This window comes from Streptomyces sp. NPDC046557, assembly GCF_040645975.1.
Classification (GTDB): domain Bacteria; phylum Actinomycetota; class Actinomycetes; order Streptomycetales; family Streptomycetaceae; genus Streptomyces.
In genome coordinates this window covers 421,516-446,622 of sequence record NZ_JBEYZH010000003.1, presented here as the reverse complement: position 1 = coordinate 446,622, position 25,107 = coordinate 421,516, and the positions used below count along the sequence as shown (strand labels likewise).

The following is a 25,107-nucleotide window of genomic DNA, read 5'->3' as shown; positions in this document are numbered from 1 at the left end:
TCTTAGGTTAGCCTAACCTAACTTCCCCGCAAAACATTGAGGGCCCCGGCCGATCGGCCGGGGCCCTCAATGAAATGGCTTCTGTGCCGCGGGAGTTGATCCTTACAGCGCCGCGCTCGGGTCCTCGCTGGGAGCCCGGCCCCCGTACGCCTCCGCGAGGAGTTCCTCCTCGCTCGCGCCGAGCCGCCAGTAGCCCGTGAAACGCACCCGACGCCGGTCGACCCCGCGGTCTCCCACCAGGTGGCGGCGTACGGCTCGGATCGTCCCGGACTCGCCGGCGATCCAGGCGTACGGGGCCGCGGCGGCGGGCGGTTCGGCCGACCGGACGGCCGCCAACAGCCGATCGGCCCGCTCCCGGCCGGCGCCCGCGCCGCGCACCACCCAGGTGATGTCCGCGTCCGCGCGGGTGTCCAGGGGGAGGCGGTCGTCCTCGTGCGGGACCTCGAACCAGGCCTTGAGGCGGGTGCCGGAGGGGAGCCGGTCCAGGATCGCGGCGGCAGCGGGCAGGGCGGTCTCGTCCGCGTACATCAGGATCAGGTCGGCGTCCGCCGGCGGCAGGAACCGCACGGACTTGTTCTCCGCGACCGCCGGTCCGATCGCGAGGATCCGGCGACCGGTGACCGCCCGTCCGGCCCACGCGGAGGCCGGGCTCGCGTCCCCGTGGAGCACGAAGTCGATGTCGACCTCGTCCACGCCCTCGGTCGTACGCCGCTGCTCGCGCACGGTGTACGAGCGCATCGCCGGGCGCTCCGCCTCGGGCATGGCGCGCCACGCGCCGAACCAGGTGTCCTCGTCGGTGGACGGGAGTGCGGTGTGTTCCCGGTGCGGGGGCGGGAGGAAGAGGGAGAGACTCTGGTCGTAGCCGCCCGAGCGGAACCCGGCGAGGGACTCGCCGCCGAAGGTGACTCGGAGGAACGAGTGGCCGAGGCGGCGGGTGCGGAGCACTTCCAGCGCGAAGAAGCGGAAGTGGGCGACGGCGGTGTCGGTGTCGGTGTCGGTGTCGGTGTCGGTGTCGGTGTCGGTGTCGGCGTCGGCGTCGGCGTGGGTGTGGATGGCGGTCATGCGGCGGGTCCCCCTGGGAGTCGATCGGCGGCGCCGGAAGAGGGCTGGTTCAGCTGACCTTCTTGGCGTTCTGGATCGACTTGGCGAGGTCTTCGAGGATCTTGGCGCACTTGTCGTACGAGTAGATCGGCTCGGTGACGCGCGGGGTGACCTGACCGGCCTTGACCGCCGGCAGTTCGGCCCAGGTCGGCTTGGCCTTCAGCTCCTCCGGCTGGAGGGTGCCGGTCCGGTTGTCCAGGAGGATGACGTCGGCCTTGTACTTGCCGGCGTTCTCCCAGCTCAGGCTCTCGAAGAAGCCGCCCTGGTCCAGCTTTTCGGGAATGACGAATTCGACGCCGAGCGACTCGAAGTACTTGAGGTCGGCGGAGGTCTTGGGGGTCGAGACGTAGAACAGGTCGGCGGCGCCGGAGCCGACGAGCACCTTGATGCCCGGGTTGGCCTTGGTGGCCTCGCGGACCTTGGCGGAGGCGGCCTCGAAACGGGCCTTGGCGTCGACGGTGGCCTTGGAGTTCAGGTCGGCGCCGAGGGACTTGGCGAGGGCGGCCGTCCGCTCCAGGGACTTGTCGAGGGTGGCGTCGCCGCCCACCGAGATCGCGGCGGCCGGGGCCAGCTTGAGGATCTTGTCCTTCGACGCCTCGGGGAGGTACCAGTAGCTGCCGTCCCAGGTATTGGTGACGAGCAGGTCGGGCCGCAGGGCCGCGTACTTCTCGACGTTGAACTCGTCGTAGACGTTGCCCAGGATCTCGACCTTGGAGATGTCCATGGTTCCGGCCTGCACGTCGGGCTTGCCGTCGGCGGTCTTGGTCGGGCCGAACACGCCCTTCACCTTGACGCCGTAGTCGGAGAGCGCGGCCGCCGTGCCGGTGAAGGCGACGATGTTCTTCGGCGTCGACTTGGCCGTGACCTCCTTGCCGAGGTCGTCCTTGAAGCTCCAGGAGCCGGAGGCGGCGGCGCCCTTGTCCGATTCGCCTGCTCCGCCCTTGGCCTGGCCGGTGCCCCCGCAGGCGGAGAGCGCCGCGACGAGACCGAGGGCGCCGCCGGCGGCGATGAGGCCGCGCCGTGTGAAGGGGGAGGTCCGGGACTTGGGCATGTCGATGTCCGCTTTCGTGCGTGGTGCGTGCCGGCGGCCACGAAGGCCGTTCGAGGGAAGGTTAGCCTAACCTTGCTCGATACGGGTAAGGGGGCCCTAACTTCCACCGGGCCCCCTCGCCCGTCACGCGTCCCCGAGCGGACCGACCGTCAGCCGGCGAAGCCCAGTTCGCGGGCGATGAGCATGCGCTGCACCTCGCTCGTGCCCTCGCCGATCTCCAGGATCTTGGAGTCCCGCCACATCCGGGCCACCGGGTACTCGTTCATGAACCCGTACCCGCCGTGGATCTGCGTCGCCTCACGGGCGTTGTCGACGGCCACGGTGGAGGAGTACAGCTTCGCGATCGCCGCCTCCTTCTTGAACGGCTCGCCCGCCACCAGCCGTGACGCCGCGTCGCGCCAGCCCACGCGGGCCATGTGCGCGCGCATCTCCATGTCGGCCAACTTGAACTGGATGGCCTGGTTGTCCCCGATCGGCCGGCCGAACGCCTGCCGCTCCTTCGCGTACTTCACCGACTCGTCCACGCAGCCCTGCGCCAAGCCGGTGGCCAGTGCCGAGATCGCGACGCGCCCCTCGTCGAGGATGCGCAGGAACTGGGCGTACCCGCGGCCCTCCTCGCCCACGAGGTTGGCGAGCGGGACGCGCACGTTGTCGAAGGCCAGCTCCCGGGTGTCCGAGGAGTTCCAGCCGACCTTGGAGTACGGGGCCGCGACCGTGAAACCGGGGGTGCCGGACGGGACGATGATCGAGGAGATCCGCGGCCGGCCGTCCTCGGTGCGCCCGGTGACGGCGGTGACGGTGACCAGACCGGTGATGTCCGTACCGGAGTTGGTGATGAAGCACTTCGAGCCGTTGATCACCCACTCGTCGCCGTCCTTGACGGCGGTGGTGCGGCTGCCGCCCGCGTCCGAGCCCGCGCCCGGCTCCGTCAGCCCGAAGGCACCGAGGATCTCGCCGGAGCACATCCGCGGCAGCCACTCCCGCTTCTGCTCCTCGGTGCCGAACCGGAAGATCGGCATGGCGCCGAGCGAGACGCCGGCCTCCAGGGTGATGGCGACCGAGGAGTCGACGCGGGCCAGCTCCTCCAAGGCGATGCCGAGGGCGAGGTAGTCACCGCCCATGCCGCCGTACTCCTCGGGGAAGGGCAGGCCGAACAGGCCCATCCGACCCATCTCGCGGACGATCTCGTACGGGAACTCGTGCCGCTCGTACAGGTCGCCGATCTTGGGCGCGATGACGTCGTGGGCGAACTCCTCCACGGTACGGCGGAGTTCCTCGTGCTCGGGGGTGAGCCGGTGGTCGAGGGACATGGTTCTCGTTACTCCTTGTGGGGCTGTGTCTCATTCACGAGCGCGCGGACGGTACGGGAGGGGCTCGGTCGGCCCAACCGCTCGGCCATCCACACGCTCGTGGCGGTGAGGGCGGCCAGATCGACACCGGTCTCGATGCCGAGACCATCGAGCATCCACACCAGGTCCTCGGTGGCGAGGTTGCCGGTGGCGCTCTTCGCGTACGGGCAGCCGCCGAGACCGCCGGCGGAGGCGTCGACCGTGGTCACGCCGTGTTGGAGCGCGGCGTACGTATTGGACAGGGCCTGCCCGTAGGTGTCGTGGAAGTGCACGCCGATCCGCTCGGTCGCGACGCCTTCCTCGTTGAGGGCGGACAGCAGCGCCCGGACATGGCCGGGGGTGGCGACGCCGATGGTGTCGCCCAGACTGAGCTCGTCACAGCCGAGGTCGAGCAGCGCCTTGGCGGTACGGACCACCTGGGGGACCGGGACCGCGCCCTCCCAGGGGTCGCCGAAGCACATGGACAGGTAGCCGCGGACGTGGGCCCGCCGCTCCTTGGCGCGGGCGACGACCGGCTCGAACATGGCGAGGGACTCGGCGACGGTGCGGTTCAGGTTGCGGGCGGCGAAGGTTTCGGTGGCGGAGCCGAATACCGCGATGCGGGTCGCCCCGAGGGCGAGCGCCCGGTCGAGCCCGCGCTCATTGGGGACGAGGACGGGCAGGGCCGCGTCGACGTCCGCGAGGAGCGGGAAGAGCTGCTCGGCGTCCGCCAGTTGGGGCACCCACTTGGGGTGGACGAAGCTGGTCGCCTCGATGGTGGTCAGCCCGGCTTCGGCGAGGCGGTGGACGAACTCGGCCTTCACCTCGGTCGGGACGGCGGTCTTCTCGTTCTGCAGGCCGTCGCGGGCGCCGACCTCGTGGATACGCACGCGGGCGGGGAGGCCGGGGTCCGGGACGGTCATGGGGAGGTCGTTCACGCGCCCTCTCCCTCCGCTTCGGGGGTGACGACGGCCAAGACCTGGTCCATGGCGACGGTGGTGCCGGGGAAGACGTCGAGTTCGGTGACGGTCCCGGCGTGCGGGGCGGAGATGACGTGCTCCATCTTCATCGCCTCGACGACGAGGAGGCTCTGGCCGGCGGTGACGTGGTCGCCGACGGCGACCTTGACGACGGTGACGGTGCCGGGCATGGGGGCGGCGAGGGTGTCGGCCCCCGCGCGGCCGGCTCCGCTGAGGGTCGCGGTGACGGGGTCGTGGGTCTGGAGGTGCCAGGTGTCGCCGTCGCGGCCGAGCCAGACCCCCTCCGGGGAGGTGGCGTGGGTGAAGCGGTGGGTGACGCCGTCGAGTTCGATGGTGAGGTGGGTGGTGGTGCGGGTGACGATCCGGCCGCGGGCCGGTGCCGCTGGATTCGGCGCGGCGCCGTCGTCGGCTGAGAGGAGCAGTTCCGTTTCGGCGCCCAAGGGGCGGGTGCGGACCGTGAGCGGGTCCTGGCCCGGGAGGCGGAAGTGGTGGACCGTCCAGGCGGGGGTGCCGCCCAGGCGCCAGCCGGTGGGGGCGTCGAAGGGGTCCACCCAGCCCGGGGTCCCCGAGCCGCCGGCAGGGTTTCGGGAAGGGCCGGGGTGGGGGGCATGCAGCAGCGCGGCCGCCCCGTACACCTCCGGCGGGACGCCGTCCGGCAGCAGGGACGGCAGGTCGCGCTCGACCAGCCCGGTGTCCAGGTCGCCCGACACCACGTCCGGGTGGGCCAGCAGGCGCCGCAGGAAGCCGGTGTTGGTCTGGACGCCCAGGATGACCGTGTCGGCCAAGGCACCCCGCAGCACCCGCAGGGCCGCCGCGCGGTCGGGCCCGTAGGCGATGACCTTCGACAGCATCGGGTCGTAGGTCGACCCCGTGTCCACCCCCGCCACCAGGCCCGAGTCGGTACGGACCGCCCCGTCCGACGGCTCCGACAGCGCGAGGACCGTACCGCCCGACGGCAGGAACCCGCGCGCCGGGTCCTCCGCGCAGATGCGGGCCTCGATCGCGTGGCCGGTCAGGGCGACCTCGTCCTGTGTGAAGCCCAGTTCGGCCCCGGCCGCCACCCGGAGCTGCTGCTCCACCAGGTCCAGCCCGGTGATCAGCTCCGTCACGGGGTGCTCCACCTGGAGCCGGGTGTTCATCTCCATGAAGTAGTACGAGGACGGGTCGCCGCCCGGCACGATGAACTCCACCGTGCCCGCCCCGACGTACCCGCAGGAGCGGGCCGCCTCCACCGCCGCCGCCCCCATCGACGCCCGCAGCTCCGGCGTGAGCAGGACGGACGGGGCCTCCTCGATCACCTTCTGGTGGCGCCGCTGGAGCGAGCACTCGCGCTCGCCCAGATGCACCACGTTGCCGTGTGCGTCCGCCAGCACCTGGATCTCGATGTGCCGCGGCCGGTCCACCCACCGCTCCACGAGCAGGGTGTCGTCGCCGAAGGAGGAACGGGCCTCGCGGCGGGCCGCCGCGATCTCCTCGCCGAGCAGGTCCGCGTCCCGTACCAGGCGCATGCCCTTGCCGCCGCCGCCCGCCGAGGGCTTGAGCAGCACCGGCATGCCGATCTTCTCGGCGGCGGAGGCCAGTTCGGCGTCGGTCAGGCCGCTGCCGGAGGAGCCGGGGACGACCGGGACGCCGGCCGCCTTCACGGTCTCCTTCGCCCGGATCTTGTCGCCCATCAGCGAGATCGCCGAAGCCGGCGGTCCGATGAACGCGAGCCCGGCCTCCTCGCAGGCCGCCGCGAAGGCCGCGTTCTCGGCGAGGAAGCCGTAGCCGGGATGGACGGCCTCGGCACCGGTGCGGCGGGCGGCGTCCAGGAGCCGGTCCACGGACAGGTAGCTCTCGGCGGCCGCCGCCGGGCCGATCCGGACGGCCGTGTCGGCCTCCCGTACGTGGCGGGCGTCCGCGTCCGCGTCGCTGAAGACGGCCACGGAGCGGATCCCGAGCTGTCGCAGCGTCCGGATGACGCGTACCGCGATCTCGCCGCGGTTGGCGACCAGAACAGTGCTGAACATCGAAGAGGTCCTCACGTCACATACGGAAGATGCCGAAAGTCGAATCGCCCAACGGGGCGTTGGCGCACGCGGTCAGGGCCAGTCCCAGCACCTGCCGGGTCTCCAGCGGGTCGATGACCCCGTCGTCCCACAGTCGCGCGGTGGCGTAGTAGGCGTTGCCCTGCTCCTCGTACTGCGCGCGGACCGGGGCCTTGAAGGCCTCCTCGTCCTCGGCGGGCCACTCCCGGCCCGCGCCCTCGATCTGGTCGCGCTTGACGGTCGCGAGGACGGAGGCGGCCTGCTCGCCGCCCATCACCGAGATCTTGGCGTTGGGCCACATCCACAGGAAGCGGGGCGAGTAGGCGCGGCCGCACATCGAGTAGTTGCCCGCCCCGTACGATCCGCCGACGACCACGGTCAGCTTCGGCACCCGGGTGCAGGCCACCGCCGTGACCATCTTCGCGCCGTGCTTGGCGATGCCGCCCGCCTCGTAGTCGCGGCCGACCATGAACCCCGAGATGTTCTGGAGGAAGAGGAGCGGGATGCCGCGCCGGTCGCACAGCTCGATGAAGTGGGCGCCCTTCTGGGCCGACTCGGAGAAGAGGATGCCGTTGTTGGCGACGATGCCGACGGGGTGGCCGTGGATGCGGGCGAAGCCGGTGACGAGCGTCTGCCCGAACTCGGCCTTGAACTCCTGGAAGCGCGAGCCGTCCACGATCCGGGCGATGATCTCGCGGGCGTCGTAGGGCGTCCGGGAGTCGACGGGGACCGTGCCGTACAGCCCGTACGGGTCGACCTTCGGCTCTTCGGGCGCCTCGACCGACCAGGGCAGGGCCCCGCGCTCGGGAAGGGTCGCCACGATGTTGCGCACGATCCGCAGCGCGTGCGCGTCGTCCTCCGCGAGGTGGTCGGTGACGCCGGAGGTCCGGGAGTGGACCTCGCCGCCGCCGAGCTCCTCCGCCGTGACGACCTCGCCGGTCGCGGCCTTCACCAGCGGGGGGCCGCCCAGGAAGATCGTGCCCTGGCCGCGGACGATGACGGCCTCGTCGCTCATCGCCGGTACGTAGGCGCCGCCCGCGGTGCAGGAGCCGAGGACGGCCGCGATCTGCGGGATGCCGGCGCCCGACATACGGGCCTGGTTGTAGAAGATGCGCCCGAAGTGGTCCCGGTCGGGGAAGACCTCGTCCTGCATGGGGAGGAAGGCGCCTCCCGAGTCGACCAGGTAGAGGCAGGGGAGACGGTTCTCCAGCGCCACCTCCTGGGCCCGCAGGTGCTTCTTGACGGTCATCGGGTAGTACGTGCCGCCCTTGACGGTCGCGTCGTTCGCGACGATCACGCACTCGCGGCCACTGACCCGGCCGATGCCCGCGATGACCCCGGCGGCCGGGGCCGCGCCCCCGTACATGCCCTCGGCGGCCAGCGGGGCCAGCTCCAGGAAGGGGGAGCCGGGGTCCAGGAGGGTGTCCACGCGCTCCCGCGGGAGCAGCTTGCCCCGGGCGGTGTGGCGGGCGCGGGCCTTCTCACCACCGCCGAGGCGGGCCGCTTCCAGCCGGGCGCGCAGGCCCTCGGCGAGTTCCCGGTGGGCGGCCTCGTTGGTCCGCCAGGCCTCGGACGCCGGGTCCGCGGCGCTCGTCAGCACTGGTGCCTGCTGCATCGGTCGAGCTCCCTTGCTCGGTCCACGTAAACCGGTCACGCTGTTAATGAACGTTAACGCTTGTGGGGCTTAGGTTAACGAGCGCTAACGGCCCTGTCTAGAATGGATTCCCATGAGCACCAGAGCGGCCGCCCCGACCCGTCGCGAGCAGATCCTCAGTGAGGCCGCTCGACTCTTCGCCGAGCGCGGCTTCCACGGCGTGGGCGTGGATGAGATAGGGGCCGCGGTGGGCATCAGCGGACCCGGCCTGTACCGCCATTTCGCGGGTAAGGACGCGATGCTCGCCGAGCTGCTCGTCGGGATCAGCGAACGCCTGCTGACCGGGGGCCGGCGCCGGGTGGAGGAGGCGGCCGGAGACCCGGCGGCGGTCCTGGCCTCCCTCGTCGAGGGTCACATCGACTTCGCGCTCGACGACCGCGCGCTGATCACCCTCCACGACCGGGAGCTGGACCGGCTGCGCGAGGCCGACCGCAAGCTGGTGCGCCAGCTCCAGCGGCAGTACGTCGAGCTGTGGGTGGAGGTCGTCCGGCAGCTCCACCCGGAGGTGGGCGAGTCGGAGGTACGGGTCTCCGTGCACGCGGTGTTCGGCCTGCTGAACTCCACCCCGCACCTGGCGGCCCTGGGCCGGGAGGCGACCGAGTCGCTGCTGCGACGGCTGGCCAACGGCGCTTTCGGAGCGCTGTCGGGGTGACGCCCGGTGTCCGCTGGTCGGGATGGAACAGACGGCTCCGCCCGGGCGGCGGCAGAATGAACCGTATGCCGAAGCCGATAGAGACGCCCGCCCCGCCCGTGGGAACGCCCAGCCGCGCCGAACTCATCGACCACCTGGTCCGCACCCGGATCGCGGGCGACGTGGCGACGGCGCGCGAGAACAACCTCTCCCACTACCGCAAGCTCGCCAACGGCGACCGGCACTACTGGCTCGGCCTGGAACTCGGCGACCGCTGGACGGACGAACAGGACGTCCTGGCCGTGATGGCCGAGCGGTGCGGGGTCGTGGACGACGCGGAACACCGGTACGGGCAGGACACCATCGACCCGGAACTGACCGTCGCCGCCCTGGACCGGATGGCGGCGCGGCTGCGCAAGGCGGCGCTCGACCGCCAGCGCGTCCTGCTCGCCACCGGGCACCCGGGCGGCCTCCTGGACGTCCACCGGGCGACGGCGGCGGCGCTGCGGGACGCGGGCTGCGAGATCGTGGTGATCCCGCAGGGCCTGACGGCCGACGAGGGCTCGGTGTGGCAGTTCGCCGACGTGGCCGTACTGGAGCGCGGGGCCACCCTGTGGCACACCCACTCCCCGGCCCCGATGGCGGCGATCCTGGACGGCCTGGCCGCGGCCGGGCGCCCGCAGCCGGACCTGGTCGTCGCCGACCACGGCTGGGCGGGCTGTGCGGCCCAGCGGGGGCTGGACGCGGTGGGCTACGCGGACTGCAACGACCCCGCGCTGTTCCTCGGCGAGGCGGAGGGCACCCTCCAGGTGGCGGTCCCGCTGGACGACCACGTGCGCGACCCGCGGTACTACGACCCGATGGTGGCCTACCTGCTCTCGGCGGCGGGCCTGCGGTGACCGTGCGGGGCCTGCGGTGACCCGGTAGGGCCTGCGGCAGGCGGCGGCCCCGCGTTAGGCGCCGGGCGGGCCGGGGTCGGCCCGCCCGGCGGCGGCCGGTCAGCGCAGCCAGCCACCCGTGACGGTCTGGACGGCCGAGCCGTCGAGGTCGGCCAACTTCGGGGCGACGAACTCCCGCGCCCAGTCGGAGGTCTGGACCCGGAACGGCACCTCCGACGCGTCCAGCAGGGCGACCACGGGTTCGGCCGCCTCCTCGGAGGTCTGCGAGGTGTCGGCCCCGTACGACTTCATCGTGCGCTCGACGTACGCCTGGAGCGCGCCGCCGTACGGGCCGGCCGCCTCCACCATCGCCGGTACGTCGATCTGCTGGTTGGTCACGAACTCGCTGGTCACGGCGCCCGGTTCGACCACCGCCACCCGCACGCCGACGCTCGCCGCGACCGGCGCGAGCGACTCCATGAACCCTTCCACGGCGAACTTGGCGGCGCAGTAGGCCTCGTTGAACGGCTGGCCGACCACCCCGCCGACGCTGGTCACCGTGATCAGCCGGCCGCCCGACGCCCGCAAGTGCGGCAGCGCGGCGAGCGTGAGTTCCACGACGCCGAAGTAGTTGACTTCCATCGCGGCCCGGACGGGCCCCATGCCCTGCTGCTCGACGGTCCCGGCGAACCCGGCGCCGGCGTTGTTGACGACCGCGTCCAGCCGGCCGTGTTCTGCGACGACCTCCGCCACACAGTCCGCCACGGATGTCGCCTCGGTCACGTCCAGCCGCCTGACCTGCACCTTGTCGGCGACACCGGCCGCGCGGGCGGCCTCCAGCAGGGCGTCCGCCCGGCCCGGTTCGCGCATCGTCGCGACGGTGTGCCAGCCGGCCCGGGCCGCGCCGACGGCGGCGGCCAGGCCGATGCCGGAGGAGGTGCCGGTGATGAGAACGGTCTTGGTGGTCATGGGGGTCTCCGTCTGCGAGGGGTTCGGCGTAACCGGTAAGTGCGTGTGCACACACATTATCTTCGTGTGCGTGTGCACGCAACATTCCTCCCGGTAGGCTGGCCCCATGGCGCAGAACAACCTCACCCTGGGTGACCTCACCCCCCGCGACCACGCCTTCTACGGCCTTGTCTGGGCGGGCTCCACGCTCAGCGCCCGCGTGGACCAGGCCCTGGCGCGCCGCCACGACCTCCCGCTCTCGTGGTTCGAGGTCATGCTGTGGCTGCGCGCGCAGGAGGAGCCGGTCGCCGCCTCCGAGCTGGGGGCGATGACCCTGCTCAGCCGCAGCCAGGTCTCCCGCGTCGCCGACTCGCTCCAGGCGCGCGGCCTGGTCGAACGGATACCGTCCCCGACTGACGCCCGCTCGGTCCGCATCGCCCTCACCCCGGCGGGCCACCGCGCCTTCGAAGAGGCCGACGCCACCCGCCGCGAAGTCCTCGCCGATGTCTTCGACGACCTCCTCGACGACGCGGACATCGCCGCCCTGGAAGGCATCTGGGCCAAACTCAAGTCCCGTCCGGCGCCTCGCGCGCAGTAGGCGTCGGGTCCAGGTACACGCGACGGATCGCGGGCCAGCGCTCGCGCAGTTGGGACTCCGCGTCCTCGCACGCCGCCTCCACCTGTCGCGCCGACGCCAGGTCGTGGAAGTCGATCTTCGCCGCGATCAGCACCTCGTCCGGCCCCTGGACCAGCGTGGTCAGCTCCAGCACGCCCTCGATGTGCGGCACCGAGAGGAGTTCCTCGCGCACTTCCGCGCGCGTCGCCGCCGGCAGCGGCCGTCCGATCAGGTACTGAGCGTTCGAGCGGCCCAGTTCCCACGCCACCCACACCAGCAACAACCCGATCAGCAGCGACGCGACGCCGTCGTACGCCCCCGAGCCCGTCAGCTGCGCCCCCAACAGGCCGCCGGCCGCCAGGACCAGGCCGATCAGCGCGGCCACGTTCTCCAGCAGGACGGCCTTCACCGCCGTGTCCGGGGTGTGCTTCACGTACAGCCCCAGTGGGGCGCGCAGCCGCGCCGCCTCGCCCCGCACCTGCCGCCAGGCCACGAGCAGCGAGTAGCCCTCCAGCAGGAAGGCGACCGCGAGGATGATGTACGAGACCGTCGGATCGCCCGGGTCCTCGCCGTGCAGCAGCGTGTGGATGCCGTCGTACACGGCGAAGACCGCGCCGCCGACGAAGGTGGCGATCGAGGCGAGCAGCGCCCAGATGTAGCGCTCCGGCCCGTACCCCAGGGGATGGGCCTCGTCCGCCGGGCGGGCGCTGCGTTTCAGCGCCGTCAACAGCAGCACCTCGGTGACGGTGTCGGCCACCGAGTGCGCGGCCTCCGACAGCATCGCGCTCGATCCGCTGACGATCCCGCCGACGGCCTTGGCGGCGGCGATGCCGAGGTTGGTGACGACCGCGACGACGACCGTCCCGACGCTCTCGGGGCTGTCCGGGCTGTCCGGGCTCTCGGGGCCGCCGGAGGTCGGGGACTGCGCCGGGTCGGTCGCTTCCGGCGCTCCGGGCGGCCCGGGTGCTTCTGAGGTCATGCGGCGACGGTAGGCGCGGCTATCCGCGCGGGACGCGTACGACACCCTCCTGGATGACCGTCACGGCCAACCGGCCGTCCTGCGTCCAGATGCGGGCCTGGCCCAGGCCCCGGCCGGCCGCCGCCGAGGGGGACTCCTGGTCGTACAGCAGCCATTCGTCGGCGCGGAAGGGCCGGTGGAACCACATCGCGTGGTCCAGGGAGGCGCCGACCACGTCGCCGACGGCCCAGCCGCCCCGGCCGTGCGCGAGCAGCACCGAGTCGAGGAGCGTCATGTCGGAGACGTAGGTGGCCAGGCAGGTGTGCAGCAGCGCGTCGTCCGAGTCGAGCTTGTCGGCGGTACGGAACCACACCTGCGAGTGCGGCTCGCGCGGCTGCCCGACCGAGCCCCAGGGGGGAGTCGTCGCGTACCGCAGGTCCACCGCGCCGCGGGCGTCGATCAGTCGCTCCACCGTGCCCCGGTCGCGGAAGACCTCCCGGTAGAGCGGCAGCGACTCGGCGGCCGTGGGCAGGGTCTCCGGGTCGGGCGCGTCCGGCATCGCGCGCTGGTGGTCGAGCCCCTCCTCGTACGTCTGGAAGGACGCGGAGAGGTGGAAGATCGGCTGCCCGTGCTGGACGGCGACGACCCGGCGCGTGGTGAAGGAGCGCCCGTCGCGGATGCGGTCGACCGAATAGACGATCGGCGCGCCGGGATCGCCGGCGCGCAGGAAGTAGGAGTGCAGCGAGTGCGCGCCCCGGTCCTCGGGCACGGTGCGACCGGCCGCGACCAGCGCCTGGGCGGCGACCTGACCGCCGAACACCCGCGGTACCAGCGACGGACGGCTGGTACCGCGGAAGATGTTCTCCTCGATCTGCTCCAGGTCGAGCAGGTCGAGGAGCGTCGTCAGTGCCTCGTTCATGGGACGGGGACTGGGTTCCCTACAGGCCCATGGACTTGGCGATGATGGACTTCATGACCTCGCTGGTGCCGCCGTAGATGCGGTTCACGCGGTTGTCGGCGTACAGGCGGGCGATCGGGTACTCGTTCATGTAGCCGTACCCGCCGTGCAGCTGGAGGCACTTGTCGATGACGCGGTGCGCGACCTCGGTGCAGAACAGCTTCGCGGAGGCGGCCTCGGCGGCCGTCAGCTCGCCGGCGTCCAAGGCCTCCAGCGCGCGGTCGGCGACGGCCTCGGCCGCGTCGACCTCGGCCTGGCAGGCGGCCAGTTCGAACTTGGTGTTCTGGAAGTGCGCGACCGGCTTGCCGAAGACGGTGCGCTCGGTCACGTACTGCTGGGCGAAGCGTATGGCGGCCTTGGCCTGGGCGTACGCGCCGAAGGCGATGCCCCAGCGCTCGGAGGGCAGGTTCGCGCCGAGGTAGTAGAAGCCCTTGTTCTCCTCGCCGAGCAGGTCCTCGACCGGCACCTTGACGTCGACGAACGCGAGCTCGGCGGTGTCGGAGGTGCGCAGGCCCAGCTTGTCGAGCTTGCGGCCGATGGAGTAGCCCTCGGACTTGGTGTCCACGGCGAAGAGGGAGATGCCGAAGCGGCGGTCGTCCTCGCGCGGGGCGGAGGTGCGGGCGCAGACGATCACGCGGTCGGCGTGGACGCCACCGGTGATGAAGGTCTTGGCGCCGTTGAGGACGTAGTGGCTGCCGTCCTCGGAGAGCTTGGCGGTGGTCTTCATGCCCGCGACGTCGGAGCCGGTGCCGGGCTCGGTCATCGCGAGGGCCCACATCTCCTCGCCGCTGACGAACTTCGGCAGGTAGCGCTTCTTCTGCTCGTCGCCGGCCAGCATCTTGATGTAGGGGAGGGCGAGCAGCACGTGCACGCCGGAACCGCCGAAGTTGACGCCCGCGCGCGAGGTCTCCTCGTAGAGGACGGCCTCGAACTTGTGGGTGTCCAGGCCCGCGCCGCCGAACTCCTCGGGCACGTTGATGCCGAAGACGCCGAGCTCGCCGAGCTTGTAGTAGAAGTCGCGGGGCGCCTGGCCGGCCTGGAACCACTCGTCGTAGACGGGGACGACCTCGGCCTCGATGAAGGCGCGGATGGTCTCGCGGAATGCCTCGTGGTCCTCGTTGAAAACGGTACGGCGCACGGCCGGACTCCCTTCGTCGCGGCGGTCCGCCGCCCTTGGCTAAGCGCTTGCTCAGATTAAGTTACCGGCGAGTTGCCACCGCTGTCCAGGGTACGCAGCGCGAACCACAGTTCCATCCTGGTGTCGGGGTCGTCGAGGTCGCGCCCGAGGAGGACGGCGCAGCGGGCAATGCGCTGGCGGACCGTGTTGCGGTGGACGCCGAGGGCGGCGGCGCTGCGGTCCCAGCTGCCGTGGTGGGCCAGCCAACCGCGCAGGGTCGCCGTCTGGGCCCGCGTGAGCGGCGCCAGCAGCGCCTCGGCGTGCGCGCGGGCCTCCGCCGGGTCCAACAGGCCGGGCAAACCCCCCTCGGAGTGCCGGGCCAGGGGGGTCCTGGCCGCCTCGGCGCGCTCCAGGGCGCGGCGGGCCTGGGCGTCGGCGGTCGCCAGCGCCCCGGGCGCGGCAGGTGCGCTGACCCCGAGGCGCCAGCCGGGCTGTGGGGCGGGGTCGCGGTCGGTGAGCAGGCGGGGCCCCGGGCCGTGCGCGTCCATCAGTACGGTGCCCAGCGCGCCCGCGAGGGCCTGCGGGTCCCCCGCGCCCCGGGCGTGGACCACGCGCCAGGGCCCGGCGCCGGCCAGCGCCTCGGCGGGGTCGCCGCCCAGCAGCAGCCGGGTCAGTGCGGCGGCCTCGGTACCGGCCGGGCGGCGCGTGGTGAGCAGGCCCAGCAGGACGGCGGCGATGGCGGTGATGGCGTGGTCCCCGGCGGTCCGCTCCGGCACGGCGACACCCAGCACCGGTGCGGGGGCGGGGGCTACGTCCGGGGCGGGGGTGGTCTCCTGCGCGGGGCCGCCGGGCTGGTGGGGGGCAGGAGCGGGGTGCGGGACCGGCCCGCCGCCCAGGGCGTACGCCGAGAGGTGCCAGCCGGCGGCGGAGTCCGTCGCGGTGGCCGGCCCGCCCGGGGCGGCCACCCGCGCGAGCAGTGCCTCCTGCGCGGCGGCGGCCCCGGCGGGCACCGCGCGACCCGCCTCCCGGACCTCACGCGACCCACCCGACCCGGCGCCGCCCGGCACCAGGACGACCCGCCCCCCGAGGCTCGCCGCCAGCCGCCGCAGCACCGCCGGGACCGGCTCCGGCCGGGCGGCGGCCGCCGCCAGCGCCTGCTGCGCCTCGGTGACCCGGCGCAGCTCGCGCGTCCGGGCCTCCGCCATCAGCCGCCACACGGTACGGGCGACGGCGGTGAACGGGGTCCCGGGCGGCACCTCCAGCAGCGGCAGCCCGTGCCGGGCGCAGGCCGCCACCAGCTCCGGTGGCACCGCCTCGTGCACCGGCGCCAGCCCGAACCCGAGCGCCGCCGCGCCCGCCGCGACCAGCCGGGCCGCGTACCCGTCGGCGTCCGACCCGAGCTGCGCCCCGGCGGTGAGCAGCAGCTCCCCGCCCAGCAGGTACGGCGACGGGTCGGCCATCTCCGACGCGTGGACGGCGTGCACGACGACCCCCTCCACCCCCTCGACCTCCTGGGCCGCGTGCAACCCGCGCAGGCCCAGCTCCCGGTCGGCGAGCAGGGCGGAGAGGGCGACGCCCGGGGTCGGCGGCTGGTCCGGCATGGATACTCCGTATATATCGGTGCTGCCTGATGGAGGAAACGTACACTTCGCGCGCTCGGGCTGTCCCCTTACGCTCGAAGGACCGCACACCCCCTCCGGAAGGCACCCCCCATGAGCACGCAGCCGCGCGGACCCGTCGACTCCTCCCGCATCCCGCGCTACGCGGGCCCGGCGACCTTCGCCCGGCTGCCGCGCCTGGACGAGGTCGGCTCGGCCGACGTGGCCGTCGTCGGCGTCCCGTTCGACTCCGGTGTCTCCTACCGGCCGGGTGCCCGCTTCGGCGGCAACGCCATCCGGGAGGCGTCGCGCCTGCTGCGCCCGTACAACCCGGCGCAGGACGCCTCCCCGTTCGCGCTCGCCCAGGTCGCCGACGCCGGTGACATCGCCGTGAACCCCTTCAACATCAACGAGGCCGTCGAGACGGTCGAGGCCGCCGCCGACGAGCTGCTCGGCGCCGGCTCCCGCCTGATGACCCTCGGTGGCGACCACACGATCGCGCTGCCGCTGCTGCGCTCGGTCGCCAAGAAGCACGGCCCGGTCGCGCTGCTGCACTTCGACGCCCACCTGGACACCTGGGACACCTACTTCGGCGCCGAGTACACGCACGGCACCCCGTTCCGCCGCGCCGTCGAGGAGGGCATCCTCGACACCGAGGCGCTCTCGCACGTCGGCACGCGCGGCCCGCTCTACGGCAAGCAGGACCTCGACGACGACGCCAAGATGGGCTTCGGCATCGTCACCTCGGCCGACGTCTACCGGCGCGGCGCCGACGAGGTCGCGGACCAGCTGCGCCAGCGCATCGGCGACCGCCCGCTCTACATCTCCATCGACATCGACGTGCTGGACCCGGCGCACGCGCCCGGCACCGGCACGCCGGAGGCGGGCGGCATGACCTCCCGCGAGCTGCTGGAGATCATCCGCGGCCTGTCCTCCTGCAACCTGGTCTCCGCGGACGTGGTCGAGGTCGCCCCGGCGTACGATCACGCCGAGATCACCTCGGTGGCGGCCTCGCACACCGCGTACGAGCTGACCACGATCATGAGCCGGCAGATCGCGGCGTCGAAGACGAAGTAGGACCCGAGAAGGACGAGTAAGCACACGTGACGCACGACCACGACCTGGTACTCCGTCCCACCGAAGCCCAGACGGCCGCCGCGCTCGCGCCGCCTCCCGGGCGGACGGGCGGGGACCTGGTCGTGGAAACGCTGCGCTCGCTCGGCGCCACCACCGTGTTCGGGTTGCCCGGACAGCACGCGCTGGCCGTCTTCGACGCGGTGGGCCGCTCCGACCTGCGACTGGTCGCCCTGCGTACGGAGAACAACGCCGGCTTCGCGGCCGACGCGTACGGCCGCCTCACCGGGGAGGCCGTCCCGCTGCTGCTGTCCACCGGCCCCGGCGCGCTGATGGCCCTGCCGGCGCTGGCGGAGGCGGCGGCGGCCTCCGCCCCGGTGCTGGCCATCTCCTCGCAGGTGCCGAGCGCGGGGCTGGGCGGCGGGCGGCGCGGGCACCTGCACGAGCTGCGGGACCAGTCGGCGTCCTTCCGGGACGTGGTGAAGTCCGTCCACACCGCCCGCACCCCGTCCCAGATCCCGTCGGTCATCGCGGAGGCGTGGAAGTCGGCGCTGAGTGCCCCGCACGGGCCCGTCTGGATCGAGATCCCGGAGGACGTCCTCCGCGCGGAGACGATGATCCCCCAGGTCACGGGCGTGGACGCGACCGCCCACGAGCTCGTCCCGCGCCCGGAGCTGACGGCGCTCGCAGCGCACTGGCTGTCCGAGGCCGGCCGCCCGGTGATCATCGCGGGCGGCGGGGTCGTGCGCGCGGACGCGGCGGGGAAACTGAAGCAGCTCGCGGAACGCCTCAACGCGCCCGTCGTCACCACCTTCGGCGGGAAGGGCGCCTTCCCCTGGACCCACCCGCTGTCCCTCCAGTCCTGGTTGGAGGACCGCCACATGACGGACTTCCTGGAGGACGCGGACGTCCTGCTGGTGGTGGGCTCGGGACTCGGGGAACTCTCCTCGAACTACCACACGTTCTTCCCGACGGGCCGCGTCGTGCAGATCGAGGCGGACCTCGGGAAGCTGGAGTCCAACCATCCGGGCCTCGGCATCCACGCGGACGCCCGGCTCGCGCTGCAAGCCCTGCTGGAAACGGTCCCGGAACGGGAGGACCCGGCGGCGCCCGCGCGGGTGCGGATGGTCCTGGACGAGATCGCGGGCCGGCTGGCCGACCAGGACGTGGCGCTGGAGCAGGGCCTGCTGGCCTCCATCAGGTCGGCCCTGCCGCCGCGCTCGCCGTCGTTCTGGGACATGACGATCCTGTCCTACTGGGCGTGGTCCGCCTTCGACGCGAAGCACCCCAACACCATGCACTCGGCGCAGGGCGCGGGCGGGCTCGGCTACGCCTTCCCGGCGGCCCTCGGGGCGTGCGTCGCGGAACCGGGCACGCCGGTGCTGGCCGTCTCGGGCGACGGCGGCGCGATGTACTCGATCGCGGAACTGGCCACCGCGAAGCAGCACGAGCTGGACGTGACCTGGCTGATCGTGGACGACGGCGGCTACGGCATCCTGCGCGAGTACGGCTGCGCGACGGGTACCGACCTCAGCGGCCCGGACTTCGTCGCCCTGGCCGCCTCCTTCGGCGTCCCGGCCGCGATCACCTCGGCGGCCACCCTGCGCGAGGACCTCACCACGGCCCTCACCTCCCCGGGCCCCTCGGTCCTGGTCCTCCCCACCACCCTGAAGATGTTCGCCCCGACCCACCGCTGACCGTCAGGCCGCCTCGTGCTCCTGCGAGGCGAAGACGACGACTGACGTCTCACCGACCAACTTCAGGGTCAGCTCCGACTCCATGGCCCGAGCGAGCCGCGCGAGCAGCGGCACGGTCGGCACGGTCCCGCCCAGCTCCAGCTTCGAAACCTGCGGCTGCGTCATCCCGGCCCGCCGCGCCGGCTCGGTCTGCGACATCCCGAGCTCGGTCCGCCGGTCGTACACGGCCTGCCCGAGCTCGAACGCCAGCCGGATCTCCTCGCGGCGCCTCGACGTTCGTGGGCTCTCGCCGGACCCCGGATCGAGCTTCCGCTCCCGGGCGAGCTTCCACCGCGCGTGGCTCACCATGACGCTGCCCCCTCCCCGGCTCGCCCACCGGCGCGCAAACCCGTTCGATTGTTGCGGCGGGATGAAATCCGCCGGTCGGGGCGTTGGTGCTTCCGGCAGGGCACCATCGACGGGGAGGCACGACGTGGCGGCGGCGGAGACGGAAACAGGCGGAAAACCGGGCTGGGGCAGGCGGCTGACCGCGTACACCTGGCGGTACAAGGCCAACGTGCTGCTCGCGCTCGGGTCCTCGCTGGCCGGTATGGCCGTCCTGGCGCTCGTGCCACTGGTCACCCGGACCATCATCGACGACGTCATCGGCGACAAGAGCAAGCCCATGGGCCCCTGGGCCGGCATGCTCATAGCCGCCGCCCTCCTCGTGTACGTACTGACCTACATACGCAGGTACTACGGCGGGCGCCTCGCCCTCGACGTCCAGCACGACCTCCGCACCGAGATGTACGGGACCATCGCCCGCCTCGACGGCCGCCGCCAGGACGAGCTGTCCACCGGCCAGGTCATCGGCCGGGCCACCAGCGACCTCCAACTGATCCAGGGCCTGCTCTTCATGCTCCCGATGACCATCGGGAACTTCCTGCTCTTCGGGATATCCCTCGGCATCATGCTGGCGCTGTCCCCGCTGCTCACCCTCGTCGCCCTCCTGATGGCCCCCGCCCTCTGGTACATCGCCAAGCGCAGCCGCAAGAAGCTGTTCCCCGCCACCTGGTACGCCCAGAGCCAGGCCGCCGCCGTCGCCGGCGTCGTCGACGGGGCCGTGACCGGCGTCCGCGTCGTCAAGGGCTTCGGGCAGGAGGAACAGGAGACCGGCAAGCTCCGCGAAGCCGGCCGCCGGCTGTTCGCCGGGCGGCTGCGGGCCATCCGGATGAACTCGAAGTACACCCCCGCCCTCCAGGCCGTGCCCGCGCTCGGGCAGGTCGCGATGCTGGCCCTCGGCGGTTGGATGGCCACCCGCGGCCAGGTCACCCTCGGTACCTTCGTCGCCTTCTCCACCTACCTCGCCCAGCTCGTCGGCCCCGTCCGCATGCTCGCCATGGTGCTGACGGTCGGGCAGCAGGCCCGCGCCGGCGTCGAGCGCGTCTTCGAGCTGATCGACACCGAGCCGGTGATCGAGGAGGGCACGACCGACCTGCCCGCCGACGCGCCCGCCACCGTCGAGTTCGAGGACGTCCGCTTCGGCTACGACCCCCGGCGGCCCGTCCTCGACGGGTTCTCACTGCGCATCGCGGAGGGCGAGACCGTCGCCCTCGTCGGCTCCTCCGGCAGCGGCAAGTCCACCGTCTCGCTGCTCCTGCCCCGCTTCTACGACGCCGACCGGGGCACCGTCCGCGTCGGCGGCCACGACGTGCGCGAGCTGACGTACGCCTCGCTGCGCGGCGCCATCGGCCTCGTACCCGAGGATTCGTTCCTCTTCTCCGATTCCATCCGCGCGAACATCGCCTACGGGCGCCCCGAGGCCGACGAGGAGCAGATACGGGCCGCTGCCCGAGCCGCCCAGGCCGAAGGGTTCATCGAGGCGCTGCCCGCCGGGTACGACACCAAGGTCGGCGAGCAGGGTCTGACCCTCTCCGGCGGCCAGCGCCAGCGCATCGCGCTCGCCCGCGCCCTCCTCACCGACCCCCGACTGCTGCTCCTGGACGACGCCACCTCCGCCGTCGACGCCCGCGTCGAGCACGAGATCCACGAGGCGCTGCGCGCCGTCATGGCCGGCCGCACCACCCTGCTCATCGCGCACCGCCGCTCCACGCTCGCGCTGGCCGACCGGATCGCCGTCCTCGACCACGGCCGTCTCTCCGACATCGGCACCCACGAAGAGTTGGAGCGCCGCTCCCCCCTCTACCGCAGGCTGCTGACCGACCCCGACGCCCTCGGCGCCGCCTCGCCGCACGTCCCCGAGGCCGCCGCGATGGCCGAGTTCGAGCGCGACCTCGAACGGGACATCGAGATCGAGGCGGAGATCGACTCGGAGCCGGTCAACGCCAAGCGCCGGGTCTCCGGCGGGGTCACCCCCGAGCTGTGGCGCCGCCAGGACGAAGCGAAGGCCGACGGAGCCAAGCAAAACACCCCCGCCGCTCCCGCCGCTCCCGCCGCTCCCGCCGCTCCCGCCGGTACGACCGTCGCGATCGCCGTGGTCGGGCCCCCCACCGCCGCCGTCGCCGGCGGCCCGGCCACCCCAGAACTGCTCGCGCAGGTCGACGCCCTGCCGCCCGCGAACGACCTGCCCGACGTGGACGAGGACCGCGCCGCCTCCGCCGAGGAGAGCTACGGCCTGCGCCGGCTGCTCCGCGGCTTCTGGGCGCCGCTCGCCATCAGCCTCGGCCTCGTCGCCGTCGACGCGGGCTCCGGCCTGCTGCTGCCGATCCTGATCCGGCACGGCATCGACAAGGGCGTCGAACAGGCCGCGCTCGGGGCGGTCTGGGTGGCCGCAGGGCTGGCCCTGGCCGTCGTCATCGGCCAATGGGCGGCCCAGTTCGCCGAGACCCGGATGACCGGGCGGACCGGCGAGCGCGTGCTCTACGCCCTGCGCGTCAAGATCTTCGCCCAGCTCCAGCGCCTCGGGCTCGACTACTACGAGCGCGAGCTGACCGGCAAGATCATGACCCGGATGACCACCGACGTGGACGCCCTGTCCAGCTTCCTCCAGACCGGTCTGGTCACCGCCGTCGTCTCCGTCTTCACCTTCTTCGGCATCCTGATCGCCCTGCTCGTCCTCGACGTGGAACTGGCCCTGATCGTCTTCGCCACGCTCCCGCTGCTGGTCCTCGGCACCGTCGTCTTCCGCCGCAAGTCGGTCGCCGCGTACGAGCTCGCCCGCGACCGGGTCAGCGCCGTCAACGCCGACCTCCAGGAGTCCGTGGCCGGACTGCGCATCGTCCAGGCGTTCCGGCGCGAGGGCGACGGGGCCGTCCGCTTCGCCGGCCGCAGCGACTCCTACCGCCAGGCCCGGGTCCGCGGCCAGTGGCTGATATCCGTCTACTTCCCCTTCGTGCAGCTACTGTCCTCTGCCGCCGCGGCGGCCGTGCTGATCGTCGGTGCGGGCCGGGTGGAAGCCCAGACGCTCACCACGGGCGCCCTCGTCGCCTACCTGCTCTACATCGACCTGTTCTTCGCGCCCGTCCAGCAGCTCTCCCAGGTCTTCGACGGGTACCAGCAGGCCACCGTCTCGCTCGGCCGCATCCAGGACCTGCTGCGCGAGCCGACCACCACCCCGCGGCCCGCCGAGCCGCGCCCGGTGCCCGAGCTGCGCGGCGAAATCGCCTTCGAGAACGTGCGGTTCGCCTACGGGACCGCCGAGGAGCGCGGCGGGAAGGGGGAGGCGCTGGCCGGGATCAGCCTGCGGATACCGGCCGGGCAGACCGTCGCGTTCGTCGGCGAGACCGGCGCGGGGAAGTCCACGCTGGTCAAGCTGGTGGCCCGGTTCTACGACCCGACCTCCGGCCGGGTCACCGCCGACGGCGCGGACCTGCGGGAGTTGGACCTGACGGCGTACCGCCACCGGTTGGGGGTCGTCCCCCAGGAGGCGTACCTCTTCCCGGGTACGGTCCGTGACGCCATCGCCTACGGTCGGCCCGAGGCGAGCGACGCCGAAGTGGAGGCCGCCGCGCGCGCGGTCGGCGCCCACGACATGGTCGCCACCCTCGACGGCGGCTACCTGCACACCGTCGCCGAACGCGGACGCAACCTCTCGGCGGGTCAGCGCCAGTTGATCGCGCTGGCCCGCGCCGAACTCGTCGACCCGGACGTCCTGCTGCTGGACGAGGCCACGGCCGCGCTCGACCTGGCCACCGAGGCGCAGGTCAACCTCGCCACCGACCGGCTCGCCGGCAAGCGCACCACCCTCGTCGTGGCCCACCGCCTGACCACCGCCGCCCGCGCCGACCGCGTGGTGGTCCTCGACCGCGGCGCGGTGGTGGAGGACGGCACGCACGCCGAACTCCTGGCGCGCGGCGGCAGGTACGCGGAACTGTGGCGGACCTTCGCCGGAGAGGACGAGCGGGCCGCCGCCTGAGGCCACTGCCCGAGGCCGCCGCCCCGGGCGCTGTCGTCGTCCCGGTGCAACCTTCCGCGCATCCGGGACGTCGTACGGGCGTACGTGTTACGTACGACGGATCGGGGGGCCGGGGTGTCGACACAGGGGTGGAAGCGGCGCAAGCGCCGGTGGGAGGGGCGGGGCCGGGGGAGTGCGAGGGCCCTGGGCGTGTTCGCGGCGGCGCTGTGGCTCGGCGGGGCCGCGCCGTTCACCGCGCCCCCGGCGCGGGCCGCCGCCGAGGACGACCTCTGCACGGGCCGGCTGGTCAAGGTACTGCCGCTCCCAGCCGGGGAGGGCGAGGTGCGCGTCTACAAGAGCCGAGCCCGGGTGTGCGCCCTGACCCTCGCGTGGCGCCCGGGCGAGCGCCGCCGGATGGCGGTGAGCGTTCAGCCGCGTGGCGGTGTCCCGGTCGCCGATGCGGGGCGGTTCACCCGTTACGCGGGCCCCGTCACCGTGGGCGCGATCAGCCGGTGCGTGTATGTAAGGGGGAACGTAGCGGCCGGATCGGTCGATTCCGGCTGGTTCCTGTGCTGACGACTTCCCCGCGGCCCAACTTGGTCTGTTCAGAGGCGCGTTGGCCCCGCTAGGTTCACGGCGACCGAAGTGAACGCAAGGGGAGGGTGAATGCGCAAGACGCTCGGATGGCTGCTGTCGCTCGTGGTGCTCATCGGCACCATGGGCGCGGCCGGCGCCACGGCACAAGCGGCCACCGCCGCGGGGCCGGCCGCCGCCGCGGACATCAAGGACCAGATCCTCGGCATCCCGGGGATGAGCCTGATCGAGGAGAAGCCGTACCCGGGGTACCGCTTCTTCGTGCTCGACTACGAGCAGCCGGTCGACCACCGTCAGCCCTCGAAGGGAACCTTCAAGCAGCGCCTGACCCTGCTGCACAAGGACACCTCCCGGCCCACGGTCTTCTACACCTCGGGCTACAACGTCAACACCAGCCCGCGCCGCAGCGAGCCGACGACGATCGTCGACGGCAACCAGGTGTCCCTGGAGTATCGATTCTTCACGCCCTCCCGGCCCGATCCGGCCAACTGGGCGAACCTGGACATCTGGCAGGCCGCCAGCGACCAGCACCGTATCTTTACCGCCCTGAAGAAGATCTACAGCAAGAACTGGATCGCCACGGGCGGCAGCAAGGGCGGCATGACGGCGACGTACTACGAGCGCTACTACCCGCGGGACATGGACGGCGTCGTCGCCTACGTCGCGCCGAACGACGTCAACAACAAGGAGGACTCGGCGTACGACCGGTTCCTCGCCAAGGTCGGCACCAAGGAGTGCCGTGACAAACTGAACGCCGTCCAGCGCGAGGCGCTCGTCCGTCGCGAGCCGCTGGAGGCCAAGTACGCGGCGGCCGCCGCCGACAACGGCTGGACCTTCACCACCGTCGGCACCCTCGACAAGGCGTACGAGGCCGTGGTGCTCGACTACACCTGGGCCTTCTGGCAGTACAGCCTGCTCGCCGACTGCGCCGGCATCCCGACCGCGGCGACCGCCTCCGACCAGGAGATCTGGGACACCGTCGACACCATCTCCGGCTTCTCGGCCTACACCGACCAGGGACTGGAGACGTACACGCCGTACTACTACCAGGCGGGCACACAGCTCGGTTCGCCCGACATCAAGCAGCCGCACCTCAAGGGGCTGAGCCGCTACGGTTACCAGCCGCCGCGCGACTTCGTGCCGGGTGACATCCCGATGACCTTCCAGCCGGGGGTCATGGCGGACGTCGACGCGTGGGTGCGCACCCACGCGGACCGGATGCTGTTCGTGTACGGGCAGAACGACCCGTGGGGCGCCGAACCGTTCCACCTCGGCTACGGGGTGAAGGACAGCTACGTGATGATCGCGCCGGGCGCCAACCACGGGGCCAACGTCGCCAAGCTCCAGGACGGCGAGCGGACCCTGGCGACCGCGCGGATCCTCCAGTGGGCCGGCGTGGCCCCGGCCGCCGCCCTCGCCGACGCGGGCCGCGCGACGCCGCTGGCCAAGCCGGACCCGCAGCTCGACCAGCAGGACCTCCCGCGGCAGGCGCAACTGCGCCCGTAGCTCCCGGGTCCGTGGCTCCCGGGTCCGGCGCTCTCGCGTCCGTGGCTCTCCGGTAGCA

General features: G+C 72.5%; 20 protein-coding genes. 8 read left to right on the top strand and 12 right to left on the bottom strand.

All coding sequences use genetic code 11. From position 1 onward, the window contains the following. Window positions 1–102: 102 nt before the first annotated feature. The 6 genes from ABZ934_RS10835 to ABZ934_RS10810 form a co-directional block, all read right to left on the bottom strand. Window positions 103–1,062: a siderophore-interacting protein gene (locus ABZ934_RS10835; RefSeq protein ID WP_361311215.1), complete on the bottom strand. Its 960-nt coding sequence runs from the start codon at window positions 1,060–1,062 to the stop codon at window positions 103–105. 49 nt (window positions 1,063–1,111) lie between these two features. Further along, window positions 1,112–2,152, bottom strand: coding sequence for an ABC transporter substrate-binding protein (locus ABZ934_RS10830; protein WP_361311213.1), 1,041 nt, complete (start codon window positions 2,150–2,152; stop codon window positions 1,112–1,114). Between the two features lie 149 nt (window positions 2,153–2,301). Continuing rightward, window positions 2,302–3,462, bottom strand: a complete 1,161-nt coding sequence (locus ABZ934_RS10825) for an acyl-CoA dehydrogenase family protein (RefSeq protein ID WP_361311211.1) — start codon at window positions 3,460–3,462, stop codon at window positions 2,302–2,304. A gap of 8 nt (window positions 3,463–3,470) precedes the next feature. Continuing rightward, window positions 3,471–4,403, bottom strand: coding sequence for a hydroxymethylglutaryl-CoA lyase (locus tag ABZ934_RS10820; protein WP_361311405.1), 933 nt, complete (start codon window positions 4,401–4,403; stop codon window positions 3,471–3,473). An 11-nt stretch (window positions 4,404–4,414) separates the two neighbouring features. Further along, window positions 4,415–6,469 carry a biotin carboxylase N-terminal domain-containing protein gene (locus ABZ934_RS10815; protein WP_361311208.1) on the bottom strand — a complete coding sequence of 685 codons (2,055 nt, stop codon included), beginning with the start codon at window positions 6,467–6,469 and terminating at the stop codon, window positions 4,415–4,417. Window positions 6,470–6,485: 16 nt separating this feature from the next. Continuing rightward, window positions 6,486–8,102 carry a carboxyl transferase domain-containing protein gene (locus ABZ934_RS10810; RefSeq protein ID WP_361311205.1) on the bottom strand — a complete coding sequence of 539 codons (1,617 nt, stop codon included), beginning with the start codon at window positions 8,100–8,102 and terminating at the stop codon, window positions 6,486–6,488. Between the two features lie 112 nt (window positions 8,103–8,214). Between ABZ934_RS10810 and ABZ934_RS10805 the strand changes: the two genes are divergently transcribed. Both ABZ934_RS10805 and ABZ934_RS10800 read left to right on the top strand, forming a co-directional pair. Then, on the top strand, window positions 8,215–8,793 hold the full coding sequence (locus ABZ934_RS10805) for a TetR/AcrR family transcriptional regulator (RefSeq protein WP_361311203.1): 579 nt from the start codon (window positions 8,215–8,217) through the stop codon (window positions 8,791–8,793). Window positions 8,794–8,849: 56 nt separating this feature from the next. Beyond that, entirely contained in the window at window positions 8,850–9,671 is an 822-nt protein-coding gene (locus tag ABZ934_RS10800) for a phosphatase (protein ID WP_361311200.1), read from the top strand. A 99-nt stretch (window positions 9,672–9,770) separates the two neighbouring features. On the opposite strand, the gene ABZ934_RS10795 is transcribed toward ABZ934_RS10800, so the two are convergent. Next, entirely contained in the window at window positions 9,771–10,619 is an 849-nt protein-coding gene (locus tag ABZ934_RS10795) for an SDR family NAD(P)-dependent oxidoreductase (RefSeq protein ID WP_361311198.1), read from the bottom strand. 106 nt (window positions 10,620–10,725) lie between these two features. Here ABZ934_RS10795 and ABZ934_RS10790 point away from each other — a divergent pair, with 106 nt between their 5' ends. Next, window positions 10,726–11,196, top strand: coding sequence for a MarR family transcriptional regulator (locus ABZ934_RS10790; RefSeq protein ID WP_361311195.1), 471 nt, complete (start codon window positions 10,726–10,728; stop codon window positions 11,194–11,196). Here the strand turns inward: ABZ934_RS10790 and ABZ934_RS10785 are convergent. From ABZ934_RS10785 to ABZ934_RS10770, 4 genes are read right to left on the bottom strand one after another with little or no spacing between them, the layout of a single operon-like run. Next, entirely contained in the window at window positions 11,165–12,193 is a 1,029-nt protein-coding gene (locus tag ABZ934_RS10785; protein WP_361311192.1) for a cation diffusion facilitator family transporter, read from the bottom strand. The genes ABZ934_RS10790 and ABZ934_RS10785 overlap by 32 nt on opposite strands. A 19-nt stretch (window positions 12,194–12,212) precedes the next feature. Next, on the bottom strand, window positions 12,213–13,091 hold the full coding sequence (locus ABZ934_RS10780) for an acyl-CoA thioesterase II (RefSeq protein ID WP_361311190.1): 879 nt from the start codon (window positions 13,089–13,091) through the stop codon (window positions 12,213–12,215). Between the two features lie 19 nt (window positions 13,092–13,110). Then, the gene (locus ABZ934_RS10775; protein WP_361311188.1) at window positions 13,111–14,268 is read right to left on the bottom strand and encodes an acyl-CoA dehydrogenase family protein; all 1,158 of its coding nucleotides are present in this window, start codon (window positions 14,266–14,268) and stop codon (window positions 13,111–13,113) included. 56 nt (window positions 14,269–14,324) lie between these two features. Continuing rightward, the gene (locus ABZ934_RS10770) at window positions 14,325–15,848 is read right to left on the bottom strand and encodes a helix-turn-helix domain-containing protein (protein WP_361311185.1); all 1,524 of its coding nucleotides are present in this window, start codon (window positions 15,846–15,848) and stop codon (window positions 14,325–14,327) included. A 111-nt stretch (window positions 15,849–15,959) separates the two neighbouring features. Between ABZ934_RS10770 and speB the strand changes: the two genes are divergently transcribed. After that, window positions 15,960–16,922 carry an agmatinase gene (gene speB / locus ABZ934_RS10765; RefSeq protein WP_136216469.1) on the top strand — a complete coding sequence of 321 codons (963 nt, stop codon included), beginning with the start codon at window positions 15,960–15,962 and terminating at the stop codon, window positions 16,920–16,922. Window positions 16,923–16,948: 26 nt separating this feature from the next. Beyond that, on the top strand, window positions 16,949–18,616 hold the full coding sequence (locus tag ABZ934_RS10760) for a thiamine pyrophosphate-binding protein (protein WP_361311181.1): 1,668 nt from the start codon (window positions 16,949–16,951) through the stop codon (window positions 18,614–18,616). Window positions 18,617–18,619: 3 nt separating this feature from the next. Here ABZ934_RS10760 and ABZ934_RS10755 read toward each other — a convergent pair whose 3' ends face one another. After that, window positions 18,620–18,964 (bottom strand): helix-turn-helix transcriptional regulator, encoded by a 345-nt coding sequence (locus ABZ934_RS10755; protein ID WP_361311178.1) that lies wholly within the window; start codon window positions 18,962–18,964, stop codon window positions 18,620–18,622. A 124-nt stretch (window positions 18,965–19,088) separates the two neighbouring features. On the opposite strand from ABZ934_RS10755, the gene ABZ934_RS10750 reads away from it, so the two are divergent. The 3 genes from ABZ934_RS10750 to ABZ934_RS10740 all read left to right on the top strand — a co-directional run bounded on the left by ABZ934_RS10750 (window position 19,089) and on the right by ABZ934_RS10740 (window position 25,049). Then, window positions 19,089–22,970, top strand: a complete 3,882-nt coding sequence (locus tag ABZ934_RS10750; protein WP_361311176.1) for an ABC transporter ATP-binding protein — start codon at window positions 19,089–19,091, stop codon at window positions 22,968–22,970. Between the two features lie 114 nt (window positions 22,971–23,084). Then, window positions 23,085–23,525: a hypothetical protein gene (locus ABZ934_RS10745; protein WP_361311173.1), complete on the top strand. Its 441-nt coding sequence runs from the start codon at window positions 23,085–23,087 to the stop codon at window positions 23,523–23,525. A 90-nt stretch (window positions 23,526–23,615) separates the two neighbouring features. After that, window positions 23,616–25,049, top strand: coding sequence for a S28 family serine protease (locus ABZ934_RS10740; RefSeq protein WP_361311170.1), 1,434 nt, complete (start codon window positions 23,616–23,618; stop codon window positions 25,047–25,049). Window positions 25,050–25,107 lie beyond the last annotated feature (58 nt).